The sequence below is a fragment of the Vibrio sp. 03-59-1 genome, assembly GCF_013114135.1.
In the GTDB taxonomy this organism is placed as follows: Bacteria; Pseudomonadota; Gammaproteobacteria; order Enterobacterales; family Vibrionaceae; genus Vibrio; species Vibrio cortegadensis.
Map to the genome: position 1 here is coordinate 75372 of NZ_VTYA01000012.1, position 20701 is coordinate 96072.

15 protein-coding genes are annotated in these 20701 nt (G+C 43.8%); 9 read left to right on the forward strand and 6 right to left on the reverse strand.

What is annotated here, in order from left to right:
• The first annotated feature begins 173 nt into the window (after positions 1-173).
• Together pckA and F0249_RS13405 are read left to right on the forward strand one after the other, a co-directional pair.
• Positions 174-1799 carry a phosphoenolpyruvate carboxykinase (ATP) gene (gene pckA, locus F0249_RS13400; RefSeq protein WP_017052072.1) on the forward strand — a complete coding sequence of 542 codons (1626 nt, stop codon included), beginning with the start codon at positions 174-176 and terminating at the stop codon, positions 1797-1799.
• 109 nt (positions 1800-1908) lie between these two features.
• Positions 1909-3993: an AsmA family protein gene (locus tag F0249_RS13405; protein ID WP_171756979.1), complete on the forward strand. Its 2085-nt coding sequence runs from the start codon at positions 1909-1911 to the stop codon at positions 3991-3993.
• A gap of 65 nt (positions 3994-4058) precedes the next feature.
• On the opposite strand, the gene F0249_RS13410 is transcribed toward F0249_RS13405, so the two are convergent.
• From F0249_RS13410 to F0249_RS13420, 3 genes are read right to left on the reverse strand one after another with little or no spacing between them, the layout of a single operon-like run.
• A complete protein-coding gene (locus F0249_RS13410) occupies positions 4059-4982 on the reverse strand; it encodes a bifunctional GNAT family N-acetyltransferase/hotdog fold thioesterase (RefSeq protein WP_017053830.1) in 924 nt (307 codons plus the stop codon).
• 33 nt (positions 4983-5015) lie between these two features.
• The gene (dtd, locus tag F0249_RS13415; protein ID WP_017053831.1) at positions 5016-5450 is read right to left on the reverse strand and encodes a D-aminoacyl-tRNA deacylase; all 435 of its coding nucleotides are present in this window, start codon (positions 5448-5450) and stop codon (positions 5016-5018) included.
• A complete protein-coding gene (locus F0249_RS13420; protein ID WP_017053832.1) occupies positions 5422-6360 on the reverse strand; it encodes a virulence factor BrkB family protein in 939 nt (312 codons plus the stop codon). Before F0249_RS13420 ends, dtd begins: the two co-directional genes overlap by 29 nt.
• Positions 6361-6403: 43 nt before the next feature.
• On the opposite strand from F0249_RS13420, the gene F0249_RS13425 reads away from it, so the two are divergent.
• Complete coding sequence (locus F0249_RS13425) at positions 6404-7045, forward strand: DUF2959 domain-containing protein (protein ID WP_171756980.1); 642 nt, start codon at positions 6404-6406, stop codon at positions 7043-7045.
• Between the two features lie 155 nt (positions 7046-7200).
• On the opposite strand, the gene F0249_RS13430 is transcribed toward F0249_RS13425, so the two are convergent.
• Together F0249_RS13430 and typA are read right to left on the reverse strand one after the other, a co-directional pair.
• Positions 7201-7752 (reverse strand): AAA family ATPase, encoded by a 552-nt coding sequence (locus F0249_RS13430; RefSeq protein ID WP_171757009.1) that lies wholly within the window; start codon positions 7750-7752, stop codon positions 7201-7203.
• A 105-nt stretch (positions 7753-7857) separates the two neighbouring features.
• Positions 7858-9687, reverse strand: a complete 1830-nt coding sequence (gene typA / locus F0249_RS13435; RefSeq protein WP_113796172.1) for a translational GTPase TypA — start codon at positions 9685-9687, stop codon at positions 7858-7860.
• Between the two features lie 517 nt (positions 9688-10204).
• On the opposite strand from typA, the gene glnA reads away from it, so the two are divergent.
• The 6 genes from glnA to add all read left to right on the forward strand — a co-directional run bounded on the left by glnA (position 10205) and on the right by add (position 19046).
• On the forward strand, positions 10205-11614 hold the full coding sequence (glnA, locus tag F0249_RS13440; protein ID WP_017053836.1) for a glutamate--ammonia ligase: 1410 nt from the start codon (positions 10205-10207) through the stop codon (positions 11612-11614).
• Positions 11615-11911: 297 nt separating this feature from the next.
• Entirely contained in the window at positions 11912-12508 is a 597-nt protein-coding gene (locus F0249_RS13445; RefSeq protein ID WP_171756981.1) for a DUF4124 domain-containing protein, read from the forward strand.
• A 145-nt stretch (positions 12509-12653) separates the two neighbouring features.
• Positions 12654-13718, forward strand: coding sequence for a nitrogen regulation protein NR(II) (gene glnL, locus F0249_RS13450; protein WP_171756982.1), 1065 nt, complete (start codon positions 12654-12656; stop codon positions 13716-13718).
• Positions 13719-13794: 76 nt separating this feature from the next.
• A complete protein-coding gene (gene glnG / locus F0249_RS13455) occupies positions 13795-15198 on the forward strand; it encodes a nitrogen regulation protein NR(I) (RefSeq protein WP_171756983.1) in 1404 nt (467 codons plus the stop codon).
• 203 nt (positions 15199-15401) lie between these two features.
• Positions 15402-17942 carry a GGDEF and EAL domain-containing protein gene (locus F0249_RS13460; RefSeq protein WP_171756984.1) on the forward strand — a complete coding sequence of 847 codons (2541 nt, stop codon included), beginning with the start codon at positions 15402-15404 and terminating at the stop codon, positions 17940-17942.
• 99 nt (positions 17943-18041) lie between these two features.
• Complete coding sequence (gene add / locus F0249_RS13465; protein WP_017052127.1) at positions 18042-19046, forward strand: adenosine deaminase; 1005 nt, start codon at positions 18042-18044, stop codon at positions 19044-19046.
• 124 nt (positions 19047-19170) lie between these two features.
• Here add and hemN read toward each other — a convergent pair whose 3' ends face one another.
• Positions 19171-20562: an oxygen-independent coproporphyrinogen III oxidase gene (gene hemN / locus F0249_RS13470; protein WP_171756985.1), complete on the reverse strand. Its 1392-nt coding sequence runs from the start codon at positions 20560-20562 to the stop codon at positions 19171-19173.
• Between the last annotated feature and the right edge of the window lie 139 nt (positions 20563-20701).

The window sequence follows — 20701 nt, forward strand, 5'->3', positions numbered from 1 at the left end:
GGATAAAATAATAGGCGCCAATATGTGACGAGACACTTAAATCCACGAATATGATATGGGTATTTTTTGAACTATATCCCTGTTTTCTCCCTATCTCGTTGTTAGCATGGTGAGCAGATTACAAAACAAAAATTATTACAAAATCCCTACAAAATATCCTACAAGGAGCACCTATGACCGTTATGGAACATACAAAGGCTGCACAAATCGATCTGACAAAACATGGATTATCTGGCGTATCTGAGGTTGTACATAACCCTAGTTATGACCAATTGTTTGCTGAAGAAACGCGCGAAGGTTTAGAAGGCTACGAAAAAGGCGTAGTAACGGAACTAGGTGCGGTTGCAGTTGATACTGGTATCTTTACTGGACGCTCACCAAAAGATAAATTTATCGTTAAAGATGAGACAACACGCGACACGATGTGGTGGTCTGATCAAGGTAAAAATGACAACAAAGCCATCACCCCTGAAGTATGGGACGATCTAAAAGCGTTAGTGACTGAGCAGCTTTCAGGCAAACGTCTATTCGTACTCGATGGTTACTGTGGCGCGAACCAAGATACACGCCTAGCCGTTCGCTTCATTACTGAAGTCGCATGGCAAGCTCACTTCGTTAAAAATATGTTCATTCGCCCTTCAGAAGAAGAACTTGCTTCATTCGAACCTGATTTCGTTGTTATGAATGGTGCAAAAACCACTAACCCTAAGTGGAAAGAGCATGGTCTTAACTCTGAAAACTTCGTGGCTTTCAACCTAACAGAGCGCGTTCAAATCATCGGCGGTACTTGGTACGGTGGTGAAATGAAAAAAGGTATGTTCGCAATGATGAACTACCTACTTCCTCTAAAAGGCATCGCTTCTATGCACTGTTCTGCAAACGTTGGTGAAAAAGACGACGTTGCGATCTTCTTTGGTCTTTCTGGTACAGGTAAAACGACTCTATCTACCGATCCTAAACGTCAGCTCATTGGTGATGATGAGCACGGTTGGGATGATGAAGGTATCTTTAACTTTGAAGGTGGTTGCTACGCGAAAACCATTCGTCTTTCAAAAGAAGCGGAACCTGACATTTACAACGCGATCCGCCGTGATGCACTACTAGAAAATGTGACGGTTCGTGGCGATGGCTCTATCGATTTTGATGATGGGTCTAAAACAGAAAACACTCGTGTGTCTTACCCAATTCACCACATCGATAATATCGTTAAGCCAGTTTCAAAAGCAGGCCATGCTCAGAAAGTTATTTTCTTAACCGCGGATGCATTTGGTGTACTACCTCCTGTTTCTAAATTGACGCCAGAACAAACGAAGTACCACTTCCTATCAGGCTTTACCGCTAAACTGGCAGGTACAGAGCGTGGCATCACAGAGCCAACACCAACGTTCTCTGCTGCATTTGGTGCTGCATTCCTAACACTTCACCCAACTCAGTATGCTGAAGTACTGGTGAAACGTATGGAAGCGGCTGGCGCGGAAGCTTACCTTGTCAATACTGGTTGGAATGGCACGGGTAAACGTATCTCTATCCAAGATACTCGCGGTATTATTGACGCTATCTTAGATGGCTCTATCGATGATGCTAAAACGAAGATTATCCCAATGTTCAATTTAGAAGTACCAACATCTCTACATGGTGTTGATGCCGAAATCTTGGACCCACGAGATACGTACGTCGATCCACTACAGTGGAGTAGCAAAGCGGAAGATCTAGCACAACGCTTTATCAAAAACTTCGCTCAATACACTGATAATGACGAAGGCAAAGCACTCGTTGCAGCAGGCCCTCAACTAGACTAAAACCAAGAAATCACGAGCAAGCCCCTCTTTTGAGGGGCTTTTTTTGTTGATGAAAGATCGAATTTGGGCCAATGTATCAATCTGAATATTGAAAAAAGGCAATCAGGGAATGAATAGAGCCATTAAAGCAGTCATTGTTCTGCTTCTGCTGCTAACGGCCACGTTATGTGTATTGATAGGCGTATTACACACTCAGTACGCGACCCCGCTGGTTAATTCACTGCTCTCTTCTTATTCTCAACGGCTTGCCAGTCAACACACTAGCATCCAATATCCATCGTCTTCGATCCTGATACCAACCCATATTAAAAAAGTGACGTACGAGTTCCCAACTCACTTCACTCTACATGACGTAAGTTTTGAAAAAACAGACCTGAGCTATATTGATCAAGTGGATATCTGGCTGAACTCTCGCCTAATAAAAGAGGGCAAGCTTGCCATTGATAGCGTCTTGATTGACGGGTTAAGCCTACAGCAAGGCATCAACGCGACCCATCCACCAGAGAACGTCCTAGTCTCTCAATTAGCCATCAATAATTTGGATTATTCAGACGGTCATTTCAGTGCCCGTGGAATGAATATACAAATAGAAAAACCACTTTGGTCGCACGCCAACCAGATCATGCCATTTGGTAAAGTTCAGCTCAGTGCTGACCAGGTTTACTGGCAAGGTGAGGCGTTCAATCAACTGCTGATCAGCAGCAACTACAAGCAAGAGCGCAGCACTATTTATGGTCTCTCTTTTGAGTGGCGTGATGCTCAAATATCAGGACAAGCAGAACAGATAAATGATCGTTGGTCACTCATCAATGTCACTCTCAATAAGCTCAACCTAAACCAGAAACAGGTAGAACGTATTCTTGCCAAGCCTTGGGAAAACATTGCTCCAGTGAATTGGGATCTTAATAGTGTCGACATCCTAAATAGCGATTTAGCTTTCAATGACATCCACCTTATTAATGTTGACGCCTCGATTGAAGATCTCACTTTTCCAACGAAAATTTGGCAGCAAGACTCTGGATATTTATCACTCAATGCGGAAAGTGTTATTTATCAAGGTGAGCAGTGGATCGAGCCGAGTTTTCAAGCGAATTTCTTTCCTAATTCCATTAAGATATCGAATTTCAATGCCTCCTTACTTCAAGGGTTTGTTGCTTTTAATGGGCAGTTCTCACCCAACTCTGCCAAGCTACAAAATCTCTCGATCAACGGTGTCAAATGGATAGCAGAGCAAGAGAACTCAACTCACTGGTTAGGCAAGCTTTTTCACGATTATCAATCACTCTCTATTGAGCAACTCAACATTGAACGTAGCCAATTTATTCAACTTGCGACTGAACCATTTTGGCAACTCTCAGGCATGAGTGCGGAAGGAAAGTCGTTAGAACTCATCAGGAAAGGTCGCCAAGGTATCTGGAATGGTTCATTTACCATGAGTGCCAACAGTGCCAGCTATCAAAATATTGTGGCCTCACAGGGGCTCTTTGAGATGGAGAGTCAACATGGTGACTGGCGGCTCAATCGCCTATTCTTCCCTTTACAACAAGGTTATATCGAAGCCAGCGCCACCATGGCATTTTCTAAGCCGAGTCAGCCATGGCAACTTGAGATTGGTGTCGATGGGCTAGACATTCAACCTCTAGTTAAGCCTTTGAAGTTACCTTTTGAACTGCATGGTTTAGCTGAATTCGAACTCACAGCGTCAGGGCTCGCAGGAGATGAACTCATGTTCGCTCACTCCTTAACGGGGCAAATGCAAGGCTCGATTCGAAATGCTGCGATTGCGAACCCACCTCAACAGCACATAGCACCGAAACCGCTGCCAAAGCCACAAGACCTGGCTCAACAGCAAGCTCAGCCTCAATCAGAAGAGAAGCAGAAAGAGAACGAAATCATAGATCCATCTACGGATGTGTCGGCTCACAGTAAGGAAGCAGAATTTATTCCTGTAGAGATCTCAGATATTCAGATTCAAATGGATCGAGGGCGAATTAATGTCAATAAAATCACCATCATTGGGAGTGATATTGATGGGAAAATTAAAGGGCAATACGATCTAGCGTTACCAAAGAAAGAGAAGGTTACGCTAGAGTATCAACAAGCTTGTCAGAAACACACTGGAGCGCTGACTTCTGATATTAGCCAAGCCGAAGATCAATGCTTAACGGATAATACCCCGCTCATTCAAGATTGATCCATACGGCCATCGCTAATGAACTGGCCACTATCGTGACAAGGGCGCAATTATTATCATTGCGCTTACATGCTACTATTTAGCACCGCTTTATAGTTGGGTAGCAGCATGTAAGTTCCAATAAACTGCACCGCCGCGACGTCTCCACTATAGATAGTGACATTGATAACAATCCGAGCTTTACGCCCTGAAGCCAGCCGATCCAAATCACCACTGATCCCATCTAAAGAAGTCATCGCAACGGGGCTCTCCTCAACGGGGTGGCGGTAACGAATATTGCTATCAGCCAACACAATATCCCCTTTCAAGTTACGCTCTTTCATCAATAACCAAGCCATCCCCCACCCCGTTAAAGTCGCGAGGGTAAAGGCGGAACCCGCAAACATGGTGTTGTGTGGGTTTAAGTTTGGATTGAGTTGCGCACTGCACTCGAATTGGTATCCCGTGTACTGGTTGATCTTGATTCCCATCTTGTCACTGATCGGAATATGATTCTCCCAGCGTTCTTGCAGTTCACTACACCATTCTGGCCGACGAAGCACGTCTGCCATTGGATCGAGAGGTTTAATCATCTGTTGATGACGTACAGGCCCGCGTTGGTCATTCAAGTTGCCTTGGCTTTCAAAACCATTCTTCTCGTAAAATGAAATCGCATCTTCACGCGCACTACAAACCAGACGTTTAGCCCCTTCTTGACGTGCAAGCGACTCAAGGGTCACAAGGAGCAGAGATCCCATCCCTTTATTTCGAGCCGAGTTTTTCACCGCCATGAAACGAATTTGCCCTTCGTTATCGGGGGTAATGTAAAGTCGCCCAACCGCGATAGGTCGACCACGGCCATCAACAATCATCCGATGGTGACTCATTGGGTCATACTCATCTCGCTCTGAACCAATCGGCATCCGCCATGGCTCACGTAGCATCTGCCAGCGAAAATGGTAGTACTTGTTTAGCTGATTCTCCGTCTTTGGAGTAATAAGTTTAAACATGAAAATCCTTTTTTAGAAAAATCCTATTTACCGCTATACCTGCAACCAAAACGTCACGGGACCATCGTTAACTAATGATACTTTCATATCAGCAGCAAAGCGACCACGTTCAGTTGGCAATACTTGCTCACATTGATCAGCAAAGAAATCATACAAACGCTCAGCGTCGGCAGGGTGAGCGCCACGAGAAAATCCGGCTCGGGTGCCTTTCTTTGTATCCGCAGGCAAAGTAAATTGAGAGACCACAAGTACACTTCCATTGACTTGCTTTACATTCAAATTCATCTTGTCGTCATCATCACCAAACACGCGATAAGTCGTCACACGCTCCATCAAGCGTTTCGCTTTTGCCTCATCGTCATCTCTTTCTACGCCGAGCAACACCAATAAGCCTTGCTCTATCTCACCAACGACTTCACCTTCCACTTTAACAGCGGCTTCACTTACTCTTTGGATCAGTGCTATCACTGGTAATTCCTTCTTCTTCATCACTAATTATGGTCGAGTTTAGCACTTCTTGCTTCGAACTCCACTGAGCACTTTCGCCTAATGCTGCTGTAACTTCCGCCCCAATTAATACAATCAACCAACATAAATACACCCACACAAACAGGATAGGAATTGCGGCTAATGCGCCATAAATCAATTGGTAAGAAGGAAACTGGGTTATATAAAGGGCAAAACCTTTCTTACTCATCTCAAAAAGCAGTGCCGCCACTAATGCACCCATCACCGCATGGCTAATGTGTACCTTCTTATTTGGAACCAACAGATATAAGCCAACAAAAGTACTTAAAGAGAGGATAAAAGGCAGCCAGCGAAGTAATGTGTGATATACCCCAGAGATCGTTTCACTCTCCAGAAAGTTGAGAGAGGTCACATACGATGTTGCCGCAATACTGGCACCAATCAATACGGGACCAAGCGTCAATACCATCCAGTACATTGAAAATGAAAAGACAGCGCGGCGTTTTGCAGTCACTCGCCAAATATAGTTAAGGTTCTTATCAATATTTGAAATCAGCATTAATGCCGCAATAAACAAAAATGCAGCGCCAACTGCCGTCATCTTTCCAGTATTGGCGACAAATTCGGTTAATGCGCCATGAACCGCATCTCCCGCCGCAGGGACAAAATGAGTGATGATGAATTTTTGTAATACCACGCCTACATTCTCAAAAACTGGAAATGAAGACAGTATCGATAACAAAACAGTCAGCAGTGGCACAATCGAAAGCAGCGTAATGTAAGCAAGGTAGCCCGCATTTACATTGACTCGGTCATGGCTCATTCGCGTGAGCAAATAGCGTCCAAATGGCACCAATTGCTGTGTAATCTGTTCGATTCTCAACTTGTATCTCCCAAATAACTCGTTCATAGTCTTATTAATAATTGATTATACCTATGTATGGAGAAATAGGATGCCCTACGTACTTATCATTCTGCTATCAGTTTTTACGTTAAGTGGATGTCAAAGCGCATATTACTCAGCAATGGAACAAGTCGGCTACCATAAACGAGACATCATGGTCGATCGCGTTGAGGATGCCAAAGAGTCTCAACAAGATGCTCAACAAGAGTTTACCAGTGCTCTCGAAGCGTTATCAGCACTGACCAAATTTGACGGAGGCGAGCTTGAGGCCATTTATAATAAAATAAATGATAAATACCAAGACAGCGAGCAAGCGGCACAAGATGTTCGCAATAAAATAGCCGCTATCAAAGATGTTTCTGATGCGCTGTTTGATGAATGGCAAACCGAGTTAGATTTATACACCAGCAGCAAATTACGTCGTTCAAGCGAACAAAAGCTACGTGAGACCAAAACCTCTTACACGGCGATGCTGAAAGCGATGAAACGTGCAGAGCAAAAAATGACACCCGTGCTCAATACACTGCGTGACAATACTCTCTACTTAAAACATAACTTAAACGCGAGTGCGATAGGCTCACTTCAAGGAGAGTTTATGTCATTGGAGCAAGATATTAGTTATGCGATTAAACAGATGAATACCGCTATCGCAGAGTCCGATAAATTTCTGAAAAAGTTGAATGCTAAATAACTGGGCTGTTGAATAGCAGGTCTGTTAGATAACGGGTCTACTAAATAACTAGGCGACTAAATAGCGAAATCGCTGAACAGAGAAACACGAAAAACAGCAAACAACATTATTTATAGTCAAAGTGGACGCGGTATAGAATGTTTGTCGCGTTCACTTTAGCAATCGAATTGTTCCACTGATGGTACGTGCAATTCAGCCAACATGAATTCCACTCTTTCAGCAACAGTTCCCCACGGCACATTCACCACCTCATAATCAAAAGCCTGATAAACCTTAACTAACTTCTGATGGATCTCTAACGCTTCCGTAAACGGGTGAGGACGCACGTCATCTTGGACGTAAATCTCACGCTGAGGTGCACAAAGAAACACTTTCTGGTGGTAGCCCAAGCTCTCGCTACGATACGCTTCACTTACCTCAATCTCTCCCTGCTCCAAATAAGCACAAATATCAGGGATCGCTCGATCCATAATGCTCATCTTTGCATCGGCTAATGCGGCCCGCTTTTGTTCCGCCATCAACTCTAAACACAACTCAGCGAATGCGGGTAAATCCGTCCACGGTAATACTCCATCATCCAATTGGCTCTGTTGCTCAATCAGAGTGCGTGAACCTTCAGAGTAGACTTCAAAGTCACAAGCTCCTAATGCATTGGCTAATGTCGTTTTCCCTGCACCTGGGCCACCTGTAATAACAATAGGCTTCATATCGTATTTCATCTATTCGCCTCAATGTAACGCACATTGATTAGTTAAAAAAAAACCCCGCTATTTCTAGCAGGGCCTTAGATTTTTGCTTACGCGTTTAACGAATTACTTCGCTGGACGGCTTGCACGTTTACGTTCGTTTTCAGTAAGAAGACGCTTACGAATACGAATGCTTTCTGGTGTTACTTCTACTAGTTCATCATCATCGATGAATTCTAGAGCTTGCTCAAGTGTGTACTTGATAGCAGGAGAAAGCGTTTGAGCTTCATCAGTACCAGATGCACGTACGTTAGTTAGTTGCTTACCACGTAGACAGTTGATAGTCAGGTCGTTTGCACGGTTATGAATACCGATGATTTGACCTTCATATACTTCGTCACCGTGCTCTGCAAATAAACGACCACGATCTTGAAGGTTGAATAGTGAGTAAGTTACTGCTTTACCCATACCGTTCGAGATTAGTACGCCGTTCGCACGTTGACCGATTACGCCACCTTTGTGATCGCCGTAGTGATCAAATGAGTGGTAGATAAGGCCAGAACCAGACGTCATTGTTAGGAATTCAGTTTGGAAACCGATAAGACCACGAGAAGGCATCATGAAGTCCATGCGAACACGGCCTTTGCCATCTGGTGCCATATCAGTTAGTTCGCCTTTACGAACACCAATACTTTCCATGATTGCACCTTGGTGCTCTTCAACAACATCGATAGTTACCGTTTCAAACGGTTCCATTAGCTTACCATCTTCTTCTTTGATGATTACTTCTGGACGAGATACTGCTAGCTCGAAACCTTCACGACGCATGTTTTCGATAAGGATAGATAGGTGAAGTTCACCACGACCAGAAACGCGGAAACGGTCTGGGCTATCTGTTTCTTCAACACGTAGTGCTACGTTGTGTACTAATTCTTTTTCAAGACGCTCAAGGATGTTACGTGAAGTAACGAACTTACCTTCTTTACCCGCGAACGGAGAAGTGTTTACTTGGAACGTCATTGTTACTGTTGGTTCATCAACAGAAAGCGGAGTCATCGCTTCAACTTCGTTTACGTCACAGATAGTGTCTGAAATTTTCAGCTCACCAAGACCTGTGATTGCAATGATGTCACCAGCATTCGCTTGTTCAACTTCGTGACGCTCAAGACCTAGGTAACCAAGAACCGTACCGACTTTACCGTTACGTTTCTTGCCATCAGAGCCAACGATTGTAACTTGTTGGTTAGGTTTAACTGAACCACGAGTTACACGACAAACACCGATAACACCTACGTAAGAGCTGTAATCTAGTTGAGAAACTTGCATTTGTAGTGCGCCATCAAGGTCAACTTGTGGAGCTTCTACTGTATCAACAACCGCTTGGAACAGTGGTTCCATGTCTTCGCCAACAACGCCTTCTTCCATTGTTGCCCAGCCGTTTAGTGCTGATGCGTAAACAGTAGTGAAGTCTAGTTGCTCATCAGTAGCACCTAGGTTGTCGAATAGGTCAAAGATTTGATCCATAACCCAATCAGGACGAGCGCCAGGGCGGTCAATCTTGTTGATTACAACGATCGGTTTAAGACCGTGTGAGAATGCTTTCTGTGTAACGAAACGCGTTTGAGGCATTGGGCCATCAACTGCATCAACGATCAGTAGAACAGAATCTACCATAGACATAATACGCTCAACTTCGCCACCGAAGTCCGCGTGTCCAGGAGTATCTACGATGTTGATACGGTAATCGTTCCAGTTAATTGCTGTGTTCTTAGCAAGAATCGTGATGCCACGTTCTTTTTCGATATCATTCGAATCCATGACGCGCTCTTCAGCTTCACCACGAGATTCAAGTGTACCTGATTGCTGTAGCAATTTATCAACCAGAGTTGTTTTACCGTGGTCAACGTGCGCGATAATCGCGATATTTCTTAACTTATCAATCTGTGGAGTAGACATGGATTTTCGATTCACTCATAAAAAGTAGCCGCAGGAGTGCCGCCAACTGATTTAAAAAACGGTCAATAATATACCAGATATTCTGCAGAAACCCAAAAATATGTGATCTGAATTGAAATTTTTATTTCTTATCCACTCCAAAAGTGACGAATAACACACATATAAGCGCCCTTTCTTATAAAAAGTGGATTGACAATATCTGCAAGAAGATGCTGAATAGTATGCGTTTGTGATTCATTTTAGTGCACCATCAATAATCCGCACCAAAATAGTGCGCCTCAGGATCATCTTGGTGCAATAGAAGATAAAAACAAAAACACAAATGCTTCAAATCAATGAAATTAAAGGAATAATTTTTTTGGCACGGTTTTGGCTTACTCTTTATGTAAGCTCATTAAGAATAGTCAGCATCGATTAGTTCTATGCAAATGGTCATTAATCAATGCCGATTACTATTTACTCTTAATGAATAGAATCGCACCCAATATCGATTTAATAACACTGGAGGTTATCCACGATGTCAGTAGAAAATGTTCTGTCGCTAATCCAAGAAAACGAAGTTAAGTTTATTGACCTACGCTTTACCGACACAAAAGGTAAAGAGCAACATATCTCAATTCCTTCTCACCAAATTGATGCTGACTTCTTTGAAGACGGTAAAATGTTTGATGGATCTTCAGTTGCTGGCTGGAAAGGAATCAACGAATCTGACATGGTAATGATGCCAGATGCAGCAAGTGCGGTTTTAGACCCATTCACTGCAGATCCAACACTCAACATTCGTTGTGACATTCTTGAGCCTGCAACAATGCAAGGCTACGATCGTGACCCTCGATCAATCGCAAAACGTTCTGAAGAATACCTACGCGCAACGGGTATCGCTGATACTGTTCTTGTTGGTCCAGAACCAGAATTCTTCCTATTTGATGATGTAAAATTCTCAACAGATATGTCAGGTTCTTTCTTCAAAATTGATGACGTAGAAGCGGCATGGAATACTGGTGCTGATTTCGAAGGTGGTAACAAAGGTCACCGTCCTGGCGTTAAAGGTGGTTACTTCCCAGTAGCTCCTGTTGATTCATCTCAAGATATTCGTTCTGCAATGTGTCTAGTAATGGAAGAGATGGGCTTAGTTGTTGAAGCACACCACCATGAAGTAGCGACGGCGGGTCAAAACGAAATTGCGACTCGATTCAACACGCTGACGAATAAAGCAGATGAAACTCAAATCTATAAGTATGTGGTACATAACGTAGCGCACGCTTTCGGTAAAACAGCGACATTCATGCCAAAACCACTCGCTGGTGATAACGGTTCTGGTATGCACGTGCATATGTCTTTAAACAAAGACGGCCAAAACTTATTTGCAGGTGACAAGTACGGCGGCTTATCTGAAATGGCACTTTACTACATCGGCGGTATCATCAAGCACGCTCGTGCAATCAACGCATTTGCAAACCCAGCGACAAACTCGTACAAGCGTCTTGTTCCTGGATTCGAAGCGCCTGTAATGCTTGCTTACTCAGCACGTAACCGTTCTGCATCTATCCGTATTCCAGTCGTGCCAAGCCCGAAAGCACGTCGTATTGAGCTACGTTTTGGTGACCCAGCAGCGAACCCGTACCTTGCATATTCTGCAATGCTAATGGCTGGTCTTGACGGAATTAAGAACAAGATCCACCCAGGTGAAGCGATGGATAAAGATCTATACGATTTACCAGCAGAAGAAGCAGCAGAGATCCCAACAGTAGCGGAATCTCTAGATATCGCGCTGAAAGCACTAGATGCTGACCGTGAATTCCTGACGGCTGGCGGCGTATTCTCTGATGACTTCATCAGCTCTTACATCGACCTTAAAGCGCAAGATGTTGAAAAACTGAACATGGCGGTACACCCACTTGAGTTTGACCTGTACTACTCAGTATAACTCTAGCGAGTATCGCGCTTGGCTTAGTTGCTTAGTTGCTTAGTTGCTTAGTTGCTTAGTACCTAGCTTAAAATACAAATGAGCGTCGGTATACCGTCGCTCATGTAACATGTAACTAAGCCGATTAAAATTTCAGGCTCGCCTCGCAGGCGGGCCTTTTTTGTATTTTCCTGATCTCATATCCCCATTAGCATGGGTTCTGTTTTATTTCTTAAACAGCCAAAGCCAAGCATTTATTGCCTTCAACTCAATAATGGCACGCTTGAAATGAATTCACTTTCGTCAGGAAAAGAGAATATGAAGTCTATAGTCGCCATCATCAGCCTAATACTTGCTTGGTCAATACTGTTCATCAGGCCAATAACGAGCCATGCTCAAGAGGTTTATACTTGGGAGGATGAGAATAACGTTATCCACTTTAATGACAACGCGTTGAATGCTAAAAGCCTGACAATTACCCTTCCAGATTACCAAGCCGAGCCACCAGCGCCCGAAATAGAGAACATCGCCACCAACGCGATTCCGAGTGAAACACCAAATGAACACAAGGTTAAGGCCAACAACAACATAGTAAAATATGTGAAACCGCAGCCGGCTAAACCAGAGCGGTTAACTATCACTCTCAGCGCACCTCAGCATGAAGAGACCGTTCGCAGTACCCGAGGTATTATTCCAATAAGCGCACAGCTAAACCGAAAACTGGGCATCGGAGAACAACTGCAACTCATGCTTAACGGCAAACGTTATGGAGCGCCGCAAATCCAGTCAACTTGGGTCTTAAAAAATATCGACCGTGGAGCTCATACTATTTCAATTCAAGCAGTTAGAAGCGGCAAGCTTATTGCATTGACTACTCCTATCACGGTGTATTTACATCGTGCCACGGCTAAGTAGTGTAATTGCAAGATAACTAAGCTAAATATCGGTTTAATCGCCTCTGTATTTACTTTTTCTTCTTGTCTTTATAAGCCATACTGAGATCGTGTTGCACAACTTTGGTGCATCGCCCTCAAGTGGATCAATAGACAAGGATGCTGTTTTGAATTCTGAATTAACCAGTTCGATTATTAATAACATGGTCACGGCTACCTTAATGCTCGACGACGGCCTGATCATTCGCTACGCCAACCCAGCCGCGGAGCAACTTTTTTCTCAAAGTTCAAAACGCATTGTCGATCACCCGCTGTCTCAATTAATCCAACACGCCTCTCTGGATCTTGCCCTGCTCACTCAACCATTACAGAGCGGCCAAAGTGTCACTGATAGCGATGTCACCTTCGTGGTCGATGGTAAACCACTCATGCTCGAAGTGACGGTGAGTCCACTCTCCTGCCAAGCTCCTCATTCCAACAAAAAGGCATTAATGCTATTGGTTGAAATGAGAAAGATTGATCAACAGCGACGTTTAAGCCAAGAGTTAAACCAACACGCTCAACAACAAGCCGCCAAATTACTGGTTCGCGGGCTGGCTCATGAAATCAAAAATCCTCTTGGAGGGTTACGAGGCGCTGCCCAATTATTGGAGAAAATGCTACCTGATCCAGAGTTGACCGAATACACCCAGATCATTATTGAACAAGCAGACAGGCTTCGAGTGCTTGTTGACCGCTTACTTGGCCCTCAAAAACCGGGGCAGAAGAAGAGCGAAAATCTGCATTTAATTTTAGAGAAAGTCCGCCAGCTTGTAGAGTTAGACATTAATGCGGATGTACGTATTGAGCGAGATTACGACCCTAGCCTGCCCGATATTTTGATGGACACCGACCAAGTTGAGCAAGCGATGCTCAACATTGTGAGTAACGCGGCTCAAATACTGTCGAACCAGCCGCAAGGCATTATCACCATCCGCACCAGAACAGTGCATCAGGCCAACATTCACGGGCAACGGCACAAGCTTGCGGCACGGATTGAAATTATCGACAACGGCCCAGGTATTCCTAGTGAGCTACAGGACACACTTTTCTATCCAATGGTCAGTGGCAGAGAAGGCGGAACCGGGTTGGGTTTATCTATCTCACAGAATTTGATCGATCAGCATCATGGGAAAATTGACGTCGAAAGCTGGCCCGGTCATACGATATTTACGATCTATTTACCGATTTAATTTCACTCAGGATACAAAAATCCAATATCACTTAATAAATCACTGAGTTCACCAAATTTGCTGCAAGGAACAAAAGATGAGTAAAGGCTACGTATGGGTTGTTGATGATGACAGGTCGATTCGCTGGGTAATTGAGAAAACCCTCTCTTCCGCCAATATAAAATGCGAAACATTTGCCGACGCTGAAAGTGTATTAATGGCATTAGAACGCGAAATACCCGATGTCTTAGTGTCCGATATTCGCATGCCTGGAATGGATGGTATTGACCTACTCAACCAAGTGTCACAGCGCTGCCCTGATCTGCCTGTGATTATTATGACCGCGCACTCCGATCTTGATGCGGCGGTGAACGCTTATCAAAAAGGGGCTTTTGAGTATCTACCAAAACCATTCGATATCGATGAGACACTCACTTTAGTCGAACGCGCCATCGCACATAGCCAAGAACAAAAACGTTCTCACTCTAACGCAGAAGCCTTGAATACCAATGCACCTGAAATCATAGGTGAAGCCCCTGCCATGCAAGAAGTATTCAGAGCGATAGGTCGACTGTCCCGCTCTTCTATCTCCGTATTGATCAATGGCGAATCAGGAACCGGCAAAGAACTCGTGGCTCATGCACTGCATCGTCACAGCCCTAGAGCAGACAAACCCTTTATTGCATTAAATATGGCCGCTATTCCAAAAGATCTTATTGAATCAGAATTATTTGGTCACGAAAAAGGGGCATTTACTGGAGCCAATAGCGTTCGCCAAGGCCGCTTTGAACAGGCAAATGGCGGCACACTATTTCTGGATGAGATTGGTGACATGCCTCTTGATATCCAAACTCGCTTGTTGCGCGTGTTATCCGATGGCCAATTCTATCGAGTCGGTGGGCGATCACCTGTACAAGTAGACGTCAGAATCGTTGCCGCCACCCACCAACACCTAGAGCAACTCGTTAAAGCCGGAGATTTTCGCGAAGATTTATTCCACCGTTTGAATGTTATTCGGATCCATATTCCAGCGTTAAGAGAGCGTAAGCAAGATATCGAAAAGCTAACACAGCACTTTCTTAGCATGGCCGCAGAAGAGTTAGGTGTCGAAATAAAATCGCTGCACAAAGAGACAATCGAGGTACTCAATACGCTCGCTTGGCCGGGAAACGTCAGGCAATTAGAGAATATTTGTCGTTGGTTAACCGTAATGGCAAGTGGCAGTGAAATTCTACCCAGCGATCTACCGACTGAATTAGTCGATGACAAGAAAATGACCGCTCCTGACTCAGATGCGAGTTGGCAGCATCAACTCACTACCTGGGCCAAAAATTCATTAGCTTCTGGAGAAACAGAACTACTTTCTTATGCACTTCCTGAGTTTGAACGTATACTGTTAGAAGCCGCATTGGAGCACACCAATGGTCATAAACAAGATGCCGCTAAAGTTTTAGGCTGGGGGCGCAATACACTTACTCGAAAACTTAAGGAACTGTATTAGCTTTATAGACCGTTAGCTTTAATAGACCGTTAGCTTTTAGGCTATGAGCATATTAGGTCATTAGCATTTTAGATCATTAGCTTTATAGGCTATTCGTTTTATAGGCTGAGCTCTCGCTTCTGCTGATTGCTCAGTCAAAACAGTCGATTGTTTTTTTTGGAATGATAAACTTACAGAATGATATTCCTACAGATGAATAGTGCATGTCCATGATAAAAAAAATTACGCTTAGAACTGCTCTCGTTCTCCCCACTGTAATGATTTTAATAATTACATTTGGCGTAATTGTGTTTGTCCAACAAAATAGCTATGAAAAAATGGTCAATGATATAAGTACCAAGCAACTTACGTCACTCACCGCCAACGTCAACAAAAGCCTATTCACCTTCCTTCATGAACCATTTAATGCCAGCTTAGCTCTCAGTCATAACATCGGATTCAATCAGCTTTACCAGCCAAATAACATCGAACCACTACAGAGCTACATGCATGCGGCTTTTTCCAATCTCTACCGAAATATCCCTCAATTAGATGCTCTCGGTTTTGGCTCAACACGTTTAGAACATATCACCTACCGGAAAGAAGCCAACAATGGCTACACGCTTATTCTTCAAGATGAGCGCACAGACAGAAACCTCGTCGTTTATCGTGGAAGTAAAATCAGCCAAGATATTCGTTCCATTATTTCTAACTATGATTCTCGAACCCGCCCTTGGTATACACCGGTAGCCAAATCTAAAAAACCAATATGGTCTTCGATTTATGCTAATGCCGATGAAAGGCAAGAAATAACGCTCTCTGCGCTCACCCCCGTTTTTACTGATGATGCATTTCAAGGCGTATTTGTAGCCGATATCAAAATCAATACGTTCAATAAGTTTTTGCAGAATCTCAAAGAAAAACACAATGCCTCTTTTTATATTTTTGATCAGGACCAACGTTTAGTCGCGCATTCCAGCAATGGCAGCGTTGTCTCATGGGGGACGCCTACGACAGAGAAAGGTCACCGACTGCTGGCGACAGAAAGTAGTAACCCGATAATCAAAATCAGCTCTAGCTACATTAATGAGAACAAACTCGACCTCAATAGTGGCACCCAGCGGTTCCAGTTTAATGTCGATGGCGAGCGTTACTTTAGCCAAACCACCCCTTTTAAGGACAAATATGGTCTTACTTGGTTTATTAGCACCTCCATCTCTGAGTCCGCTCTGTTAGGTGACCTGCCACAGGATCAGAAAAACAGTTGGTTAATGGGGGTGATTGTGGGCTTATTTGGTATTGGGATTGCGATTCTAGCTCTCAATAGAATCACAAAACCCATCACATCAACTGCAGATTCAGCGAAACAACTGGCGAAAGGAGATTGGGACAGCACCATGCCTCAGCCTGGGTATATATACGAAACCAGTATGTTGGTGTCTGCATTTAATGAGATGTCGAATAATCTTAGAGCCTCGTTTAAAGCGTTAAGGGATCAGATTCTCATCGACCCGCTCACGAAGTTATATAGCCGAGATGGGTTAATTGAAACCAGTTCAGCATTTGAGGCAACCTCAGGGTTTCTGCTACTCATCGGTATTGATCGCTTTAGAGATATCAACGAGAGCCTTGGGCACCACAAAGGCGATCAGCTATTGGTGATGATTGCTGAGCGCTTAAACGCCGTCTCTGAATATGATTATATTATTGCTCGTCCAGGTGGTGATGAGTTTGCGATCTATCTTCCAAACGCAACCCAGCAAGAAGAGGTCACACGGTTTGCCCATACCATACTGCAAATCTTCAACTCAGCTTTTGTATTACAAAGCGAGAATGTCGTCATTAATGCTTCCATTGGAATTGTTGAAACTTCATCAAACCAAAACATGATGCTTTGGTTACGCAATGGCAGCATTGCATTAAGCCTTGCCAAGAAAGACATCACACACATTACGATATATAGCCCTGAAATGGCCGATGTCTCTCGTAACCGAACCAAAATGATGGCAAAAATTCAGTCCGGCTTAGCAAATGATGAGTTTGTTCCCTTCTACCAACCGATTATCGATCTCGCCACAGGAAACGTCATTGGAGCTGAAGCACTGGCTCGGTGGATAACCTCTGACAATGAAATCATTTCTCCAATCGACTTTATTCCATTAGCCGAAGATACCGGGTTGATTGAAGGGATTGGGCAGCAAATACTTGAAAAAACGTGCCATGACACTGCACACGCCATCCGCACCGGAAAATGGCCAATTAACTTCCAGATTCACGTCAATGTTTCAGTGAATCAACTCTCTAAACCGACGTATATTGATGATGTAAAGCGAATCCTTCATGAAACAGGGCTTTCAGAATCAAACCTAACCTTAGAGATAACGGAATCTCGCATTGCTGATAGTGACCCGATGGTGATGCAAAATATGCGTACTCTCAAAGAGATGGGGATAGGCATCGCCATTGACGACTTCGGAACTGGGTACTCTTCTCTCGCTTATCTGCATAAGTTACCTTTCAGCTGTCTTAAAATAGATCGCGCTTTCATCAATAAATTGGATAGTAAGAATTTAGACAGTTCAATTGTCGCTGCCATCGTGAATATCACAAAAGGGTTTAAGGTCAATTTAGTCGCGGAAGGCGTTGAAACCGTACAACAAGCAGAATTACTCGCGCAACTTCACTGCCCTCAAGTACAAGGTTTTCTGTACAGTAAGCCAGTGCCACTTGATGAATGGCCAACAGATTTAGTTAACATGAATTAGAAAACAGCACTTTGGGCTGATTTTCTAGACATTGAGTACTGACACTTAGGTCAATCATTTTTATACTTACGCTAACTACAGCGATCTGGAATCACAATAATGATAACTAAAAATCTGCCCCTAACTGACTTGCACCGCCACCTTGACGGTAATATCCGTACTCAAACTATTTTAGATTTGGGCCAAAAATTTGGTGTTGCACTGCCTGCTTACGATGTTGCAGCCTTAACACCTCACGTTCAGATTGTTGAAGCTGAGCCATCTCTTGTTGCCTTCCTTTCTAAGTTAGATTGGGGTGTGGCTGTTTTAGGTGATCTTGATGCTTGCCGCCGCGTCGCTTACGAAAACGTTGAAGACGCTCTTAATGCTCAAATCGATTATGCTGAACTTCGCTTTTCGCCTTACTACATGGCGATGAAGCATAAACTTCCAGTTGCTGGTGTGGTTGAAGCAGTGGTTGATGGTGTTGAGGCAGGCATGCGCGATTTCGGCATCAAAGCGAACCTGATTGGTATTATGAGCCGTACTTTTGGTACCGATGCTTGCCAACAAGAACTCGATGCTATTTTGACTCAGAAAGACAAGATTGTTGCTGTCGATCTTGCTGGTGATGAGCTAGGTCAACCGGGTGATCGTTTCGTGTCTCACTTTAAACAAGTGAAAGATGCAGGCCTAAACGTAACGGTTCACGCTGGTGAAGCGGCGGGTGCAGAAAGCATGTGGCAAGCGATTCAAGAACTTGGTGCAACGCGTATTGGTCACGGTGTAAAAGCGATTCACGATCCAAAACTGATGGATTTCTTAGTTGAAAACCGTATTGGTATCGAATCTTGCCTAACGTCTAACTTCCAAACAAGCACCGTTGAATCTTTGGCTAACCACCCTGTGAAACAGTTCCTTGACCACGGTGTTATGGCTTGTCTAAATACGGACGATCCTGCGGTTGAAGGTATTGAACTTCCATACGAATACGAAGTGGCAGCACCTCAAGCTGGGTTGACTCCTGCTCAAATTCGCCAAGCGCAAATCAATGGTTTGGATCTAGCCTTCATCTCTGATGCAGAAAAAGCAGAGCTACGAGCTAAAGTGGCTGACCGCGCTTAATTTTTACGGTCATCATTTTAACGGTCATCGTCGATAAGGGTTAAATGCTTTATCGACGGAAACAAAAATGCCAGCATCGTTGCTGGCATTTTTATTGGTATAAACTGAACTCAGTAATAATCGATTAAATCACTCGTGAGAACTGCTGCTGTCTTGCTCGACTACGTAAGTATTTATCAAAGCACATGCAAATATTACGGATCAACAAACGCCCACGAAGCGTCACTCTAATTTCAGTGTTATCCACTTCGACTAATTCATCATTGATGAATGTTTGTAGCAGTTGCAAATCTTCAGCAAAGTACTGATTAAACGTTACTTTATACTCAGACTCGATCATACTCTTATCAAGTTTAAAGTTACAAATCAGCTGTTTAATCACTTCACGACGCAGTAGATCATCGCTATCAAGAGCGACACCTTTCCATAGCGCATGACGCAATTCATTAACTTGAGCATAGTACTTTTTCAGCTCTTTCTGGTTTTGTGCGTATGCATCACCAATCATCGAAATCGCTGAAACACCAAACCCAACCAGATCCGCTTCACCTTGAGTAGTGTAACCTTGGAAATTACGGTGCAAAATACCTTGGCGTTGAGCAACAGCCAGTTCATCGTCCGGCAGAGCAAAGTGGTCCATACCAATAAATTGATACCCAGCGCCTGTTAGTGTGCCGATGGTGTCTTGCAAGATCGCCATTTTCTCTTCCGCTGCGGGTAAATCTTCATCTTTGATTTTACGCTGCGCTGCAAATAACTGCGGCATATGAGCGTAATTAAACACCGACAAACGACCCGGCTTCATATCCAGAACTTGAGACAAGGTTTCCGCAAATGACTCTTTCGTCTGTTTTGGCAAACCATAAATCAGATCTAGGTTAGTTGAACGGAAACCTAACTGCTTCGCGCGTTCAACCATCGCAATGATGAACTCTTCATCTTGTTCACGGTTTACGAGTTGCTGAACTTCTTTATTAAAATCTTGAACGCCGATACTTAGGCGGTTAAAGCCTTCACTGCGTAAGTGATCCAATACATCCAGCTCAATTTCACGAGGATCAACTTCAATACTAATTTCAGCATCTGCATCAAAGTTGAACTCTGCACGTAGAATCGTCATTAAACGAGTAATTTGAGCTTTAGTTAGGAATGTCGGTGTACCGCCACCAAAATGCAACTGAGTAATACGACGTTCATTTAACAGTGACGCACGCAAGCGGATCTCATGTTCAATAACGTCCAGATACTCATCCGCTTTGTGAGAATGACGAGTAATCACTTTATTACAACCGCAGTAGTAACAAAGCTTATGGCAGAAAGGGATATGCACATATAGCGAGAGCGGGCGCTCAGGATACTGCGTGCATGCCATATCGTAATCAGCAATGGTGAACGCTTCATGAAACTCAAGAGCGGTCGGGTATGAGGTATAACGAGGGCCGGAGTAGTTGTACTTATCTAAAATAGCTTGATCCCAAACTATTTGTTGACCGGATTCAATTTGCTGACTGGACATGGGATTTTCCACTTAAAACTAGGACGGGTTATTTTGCCACACGACCATGGCAGACGTTGCCTGGCAAAAAAGTTTTTAGATATAAATATTCAGAAATGCTAGCGTGATCACTTCATAAGATACCCCTAAATGAGTATCT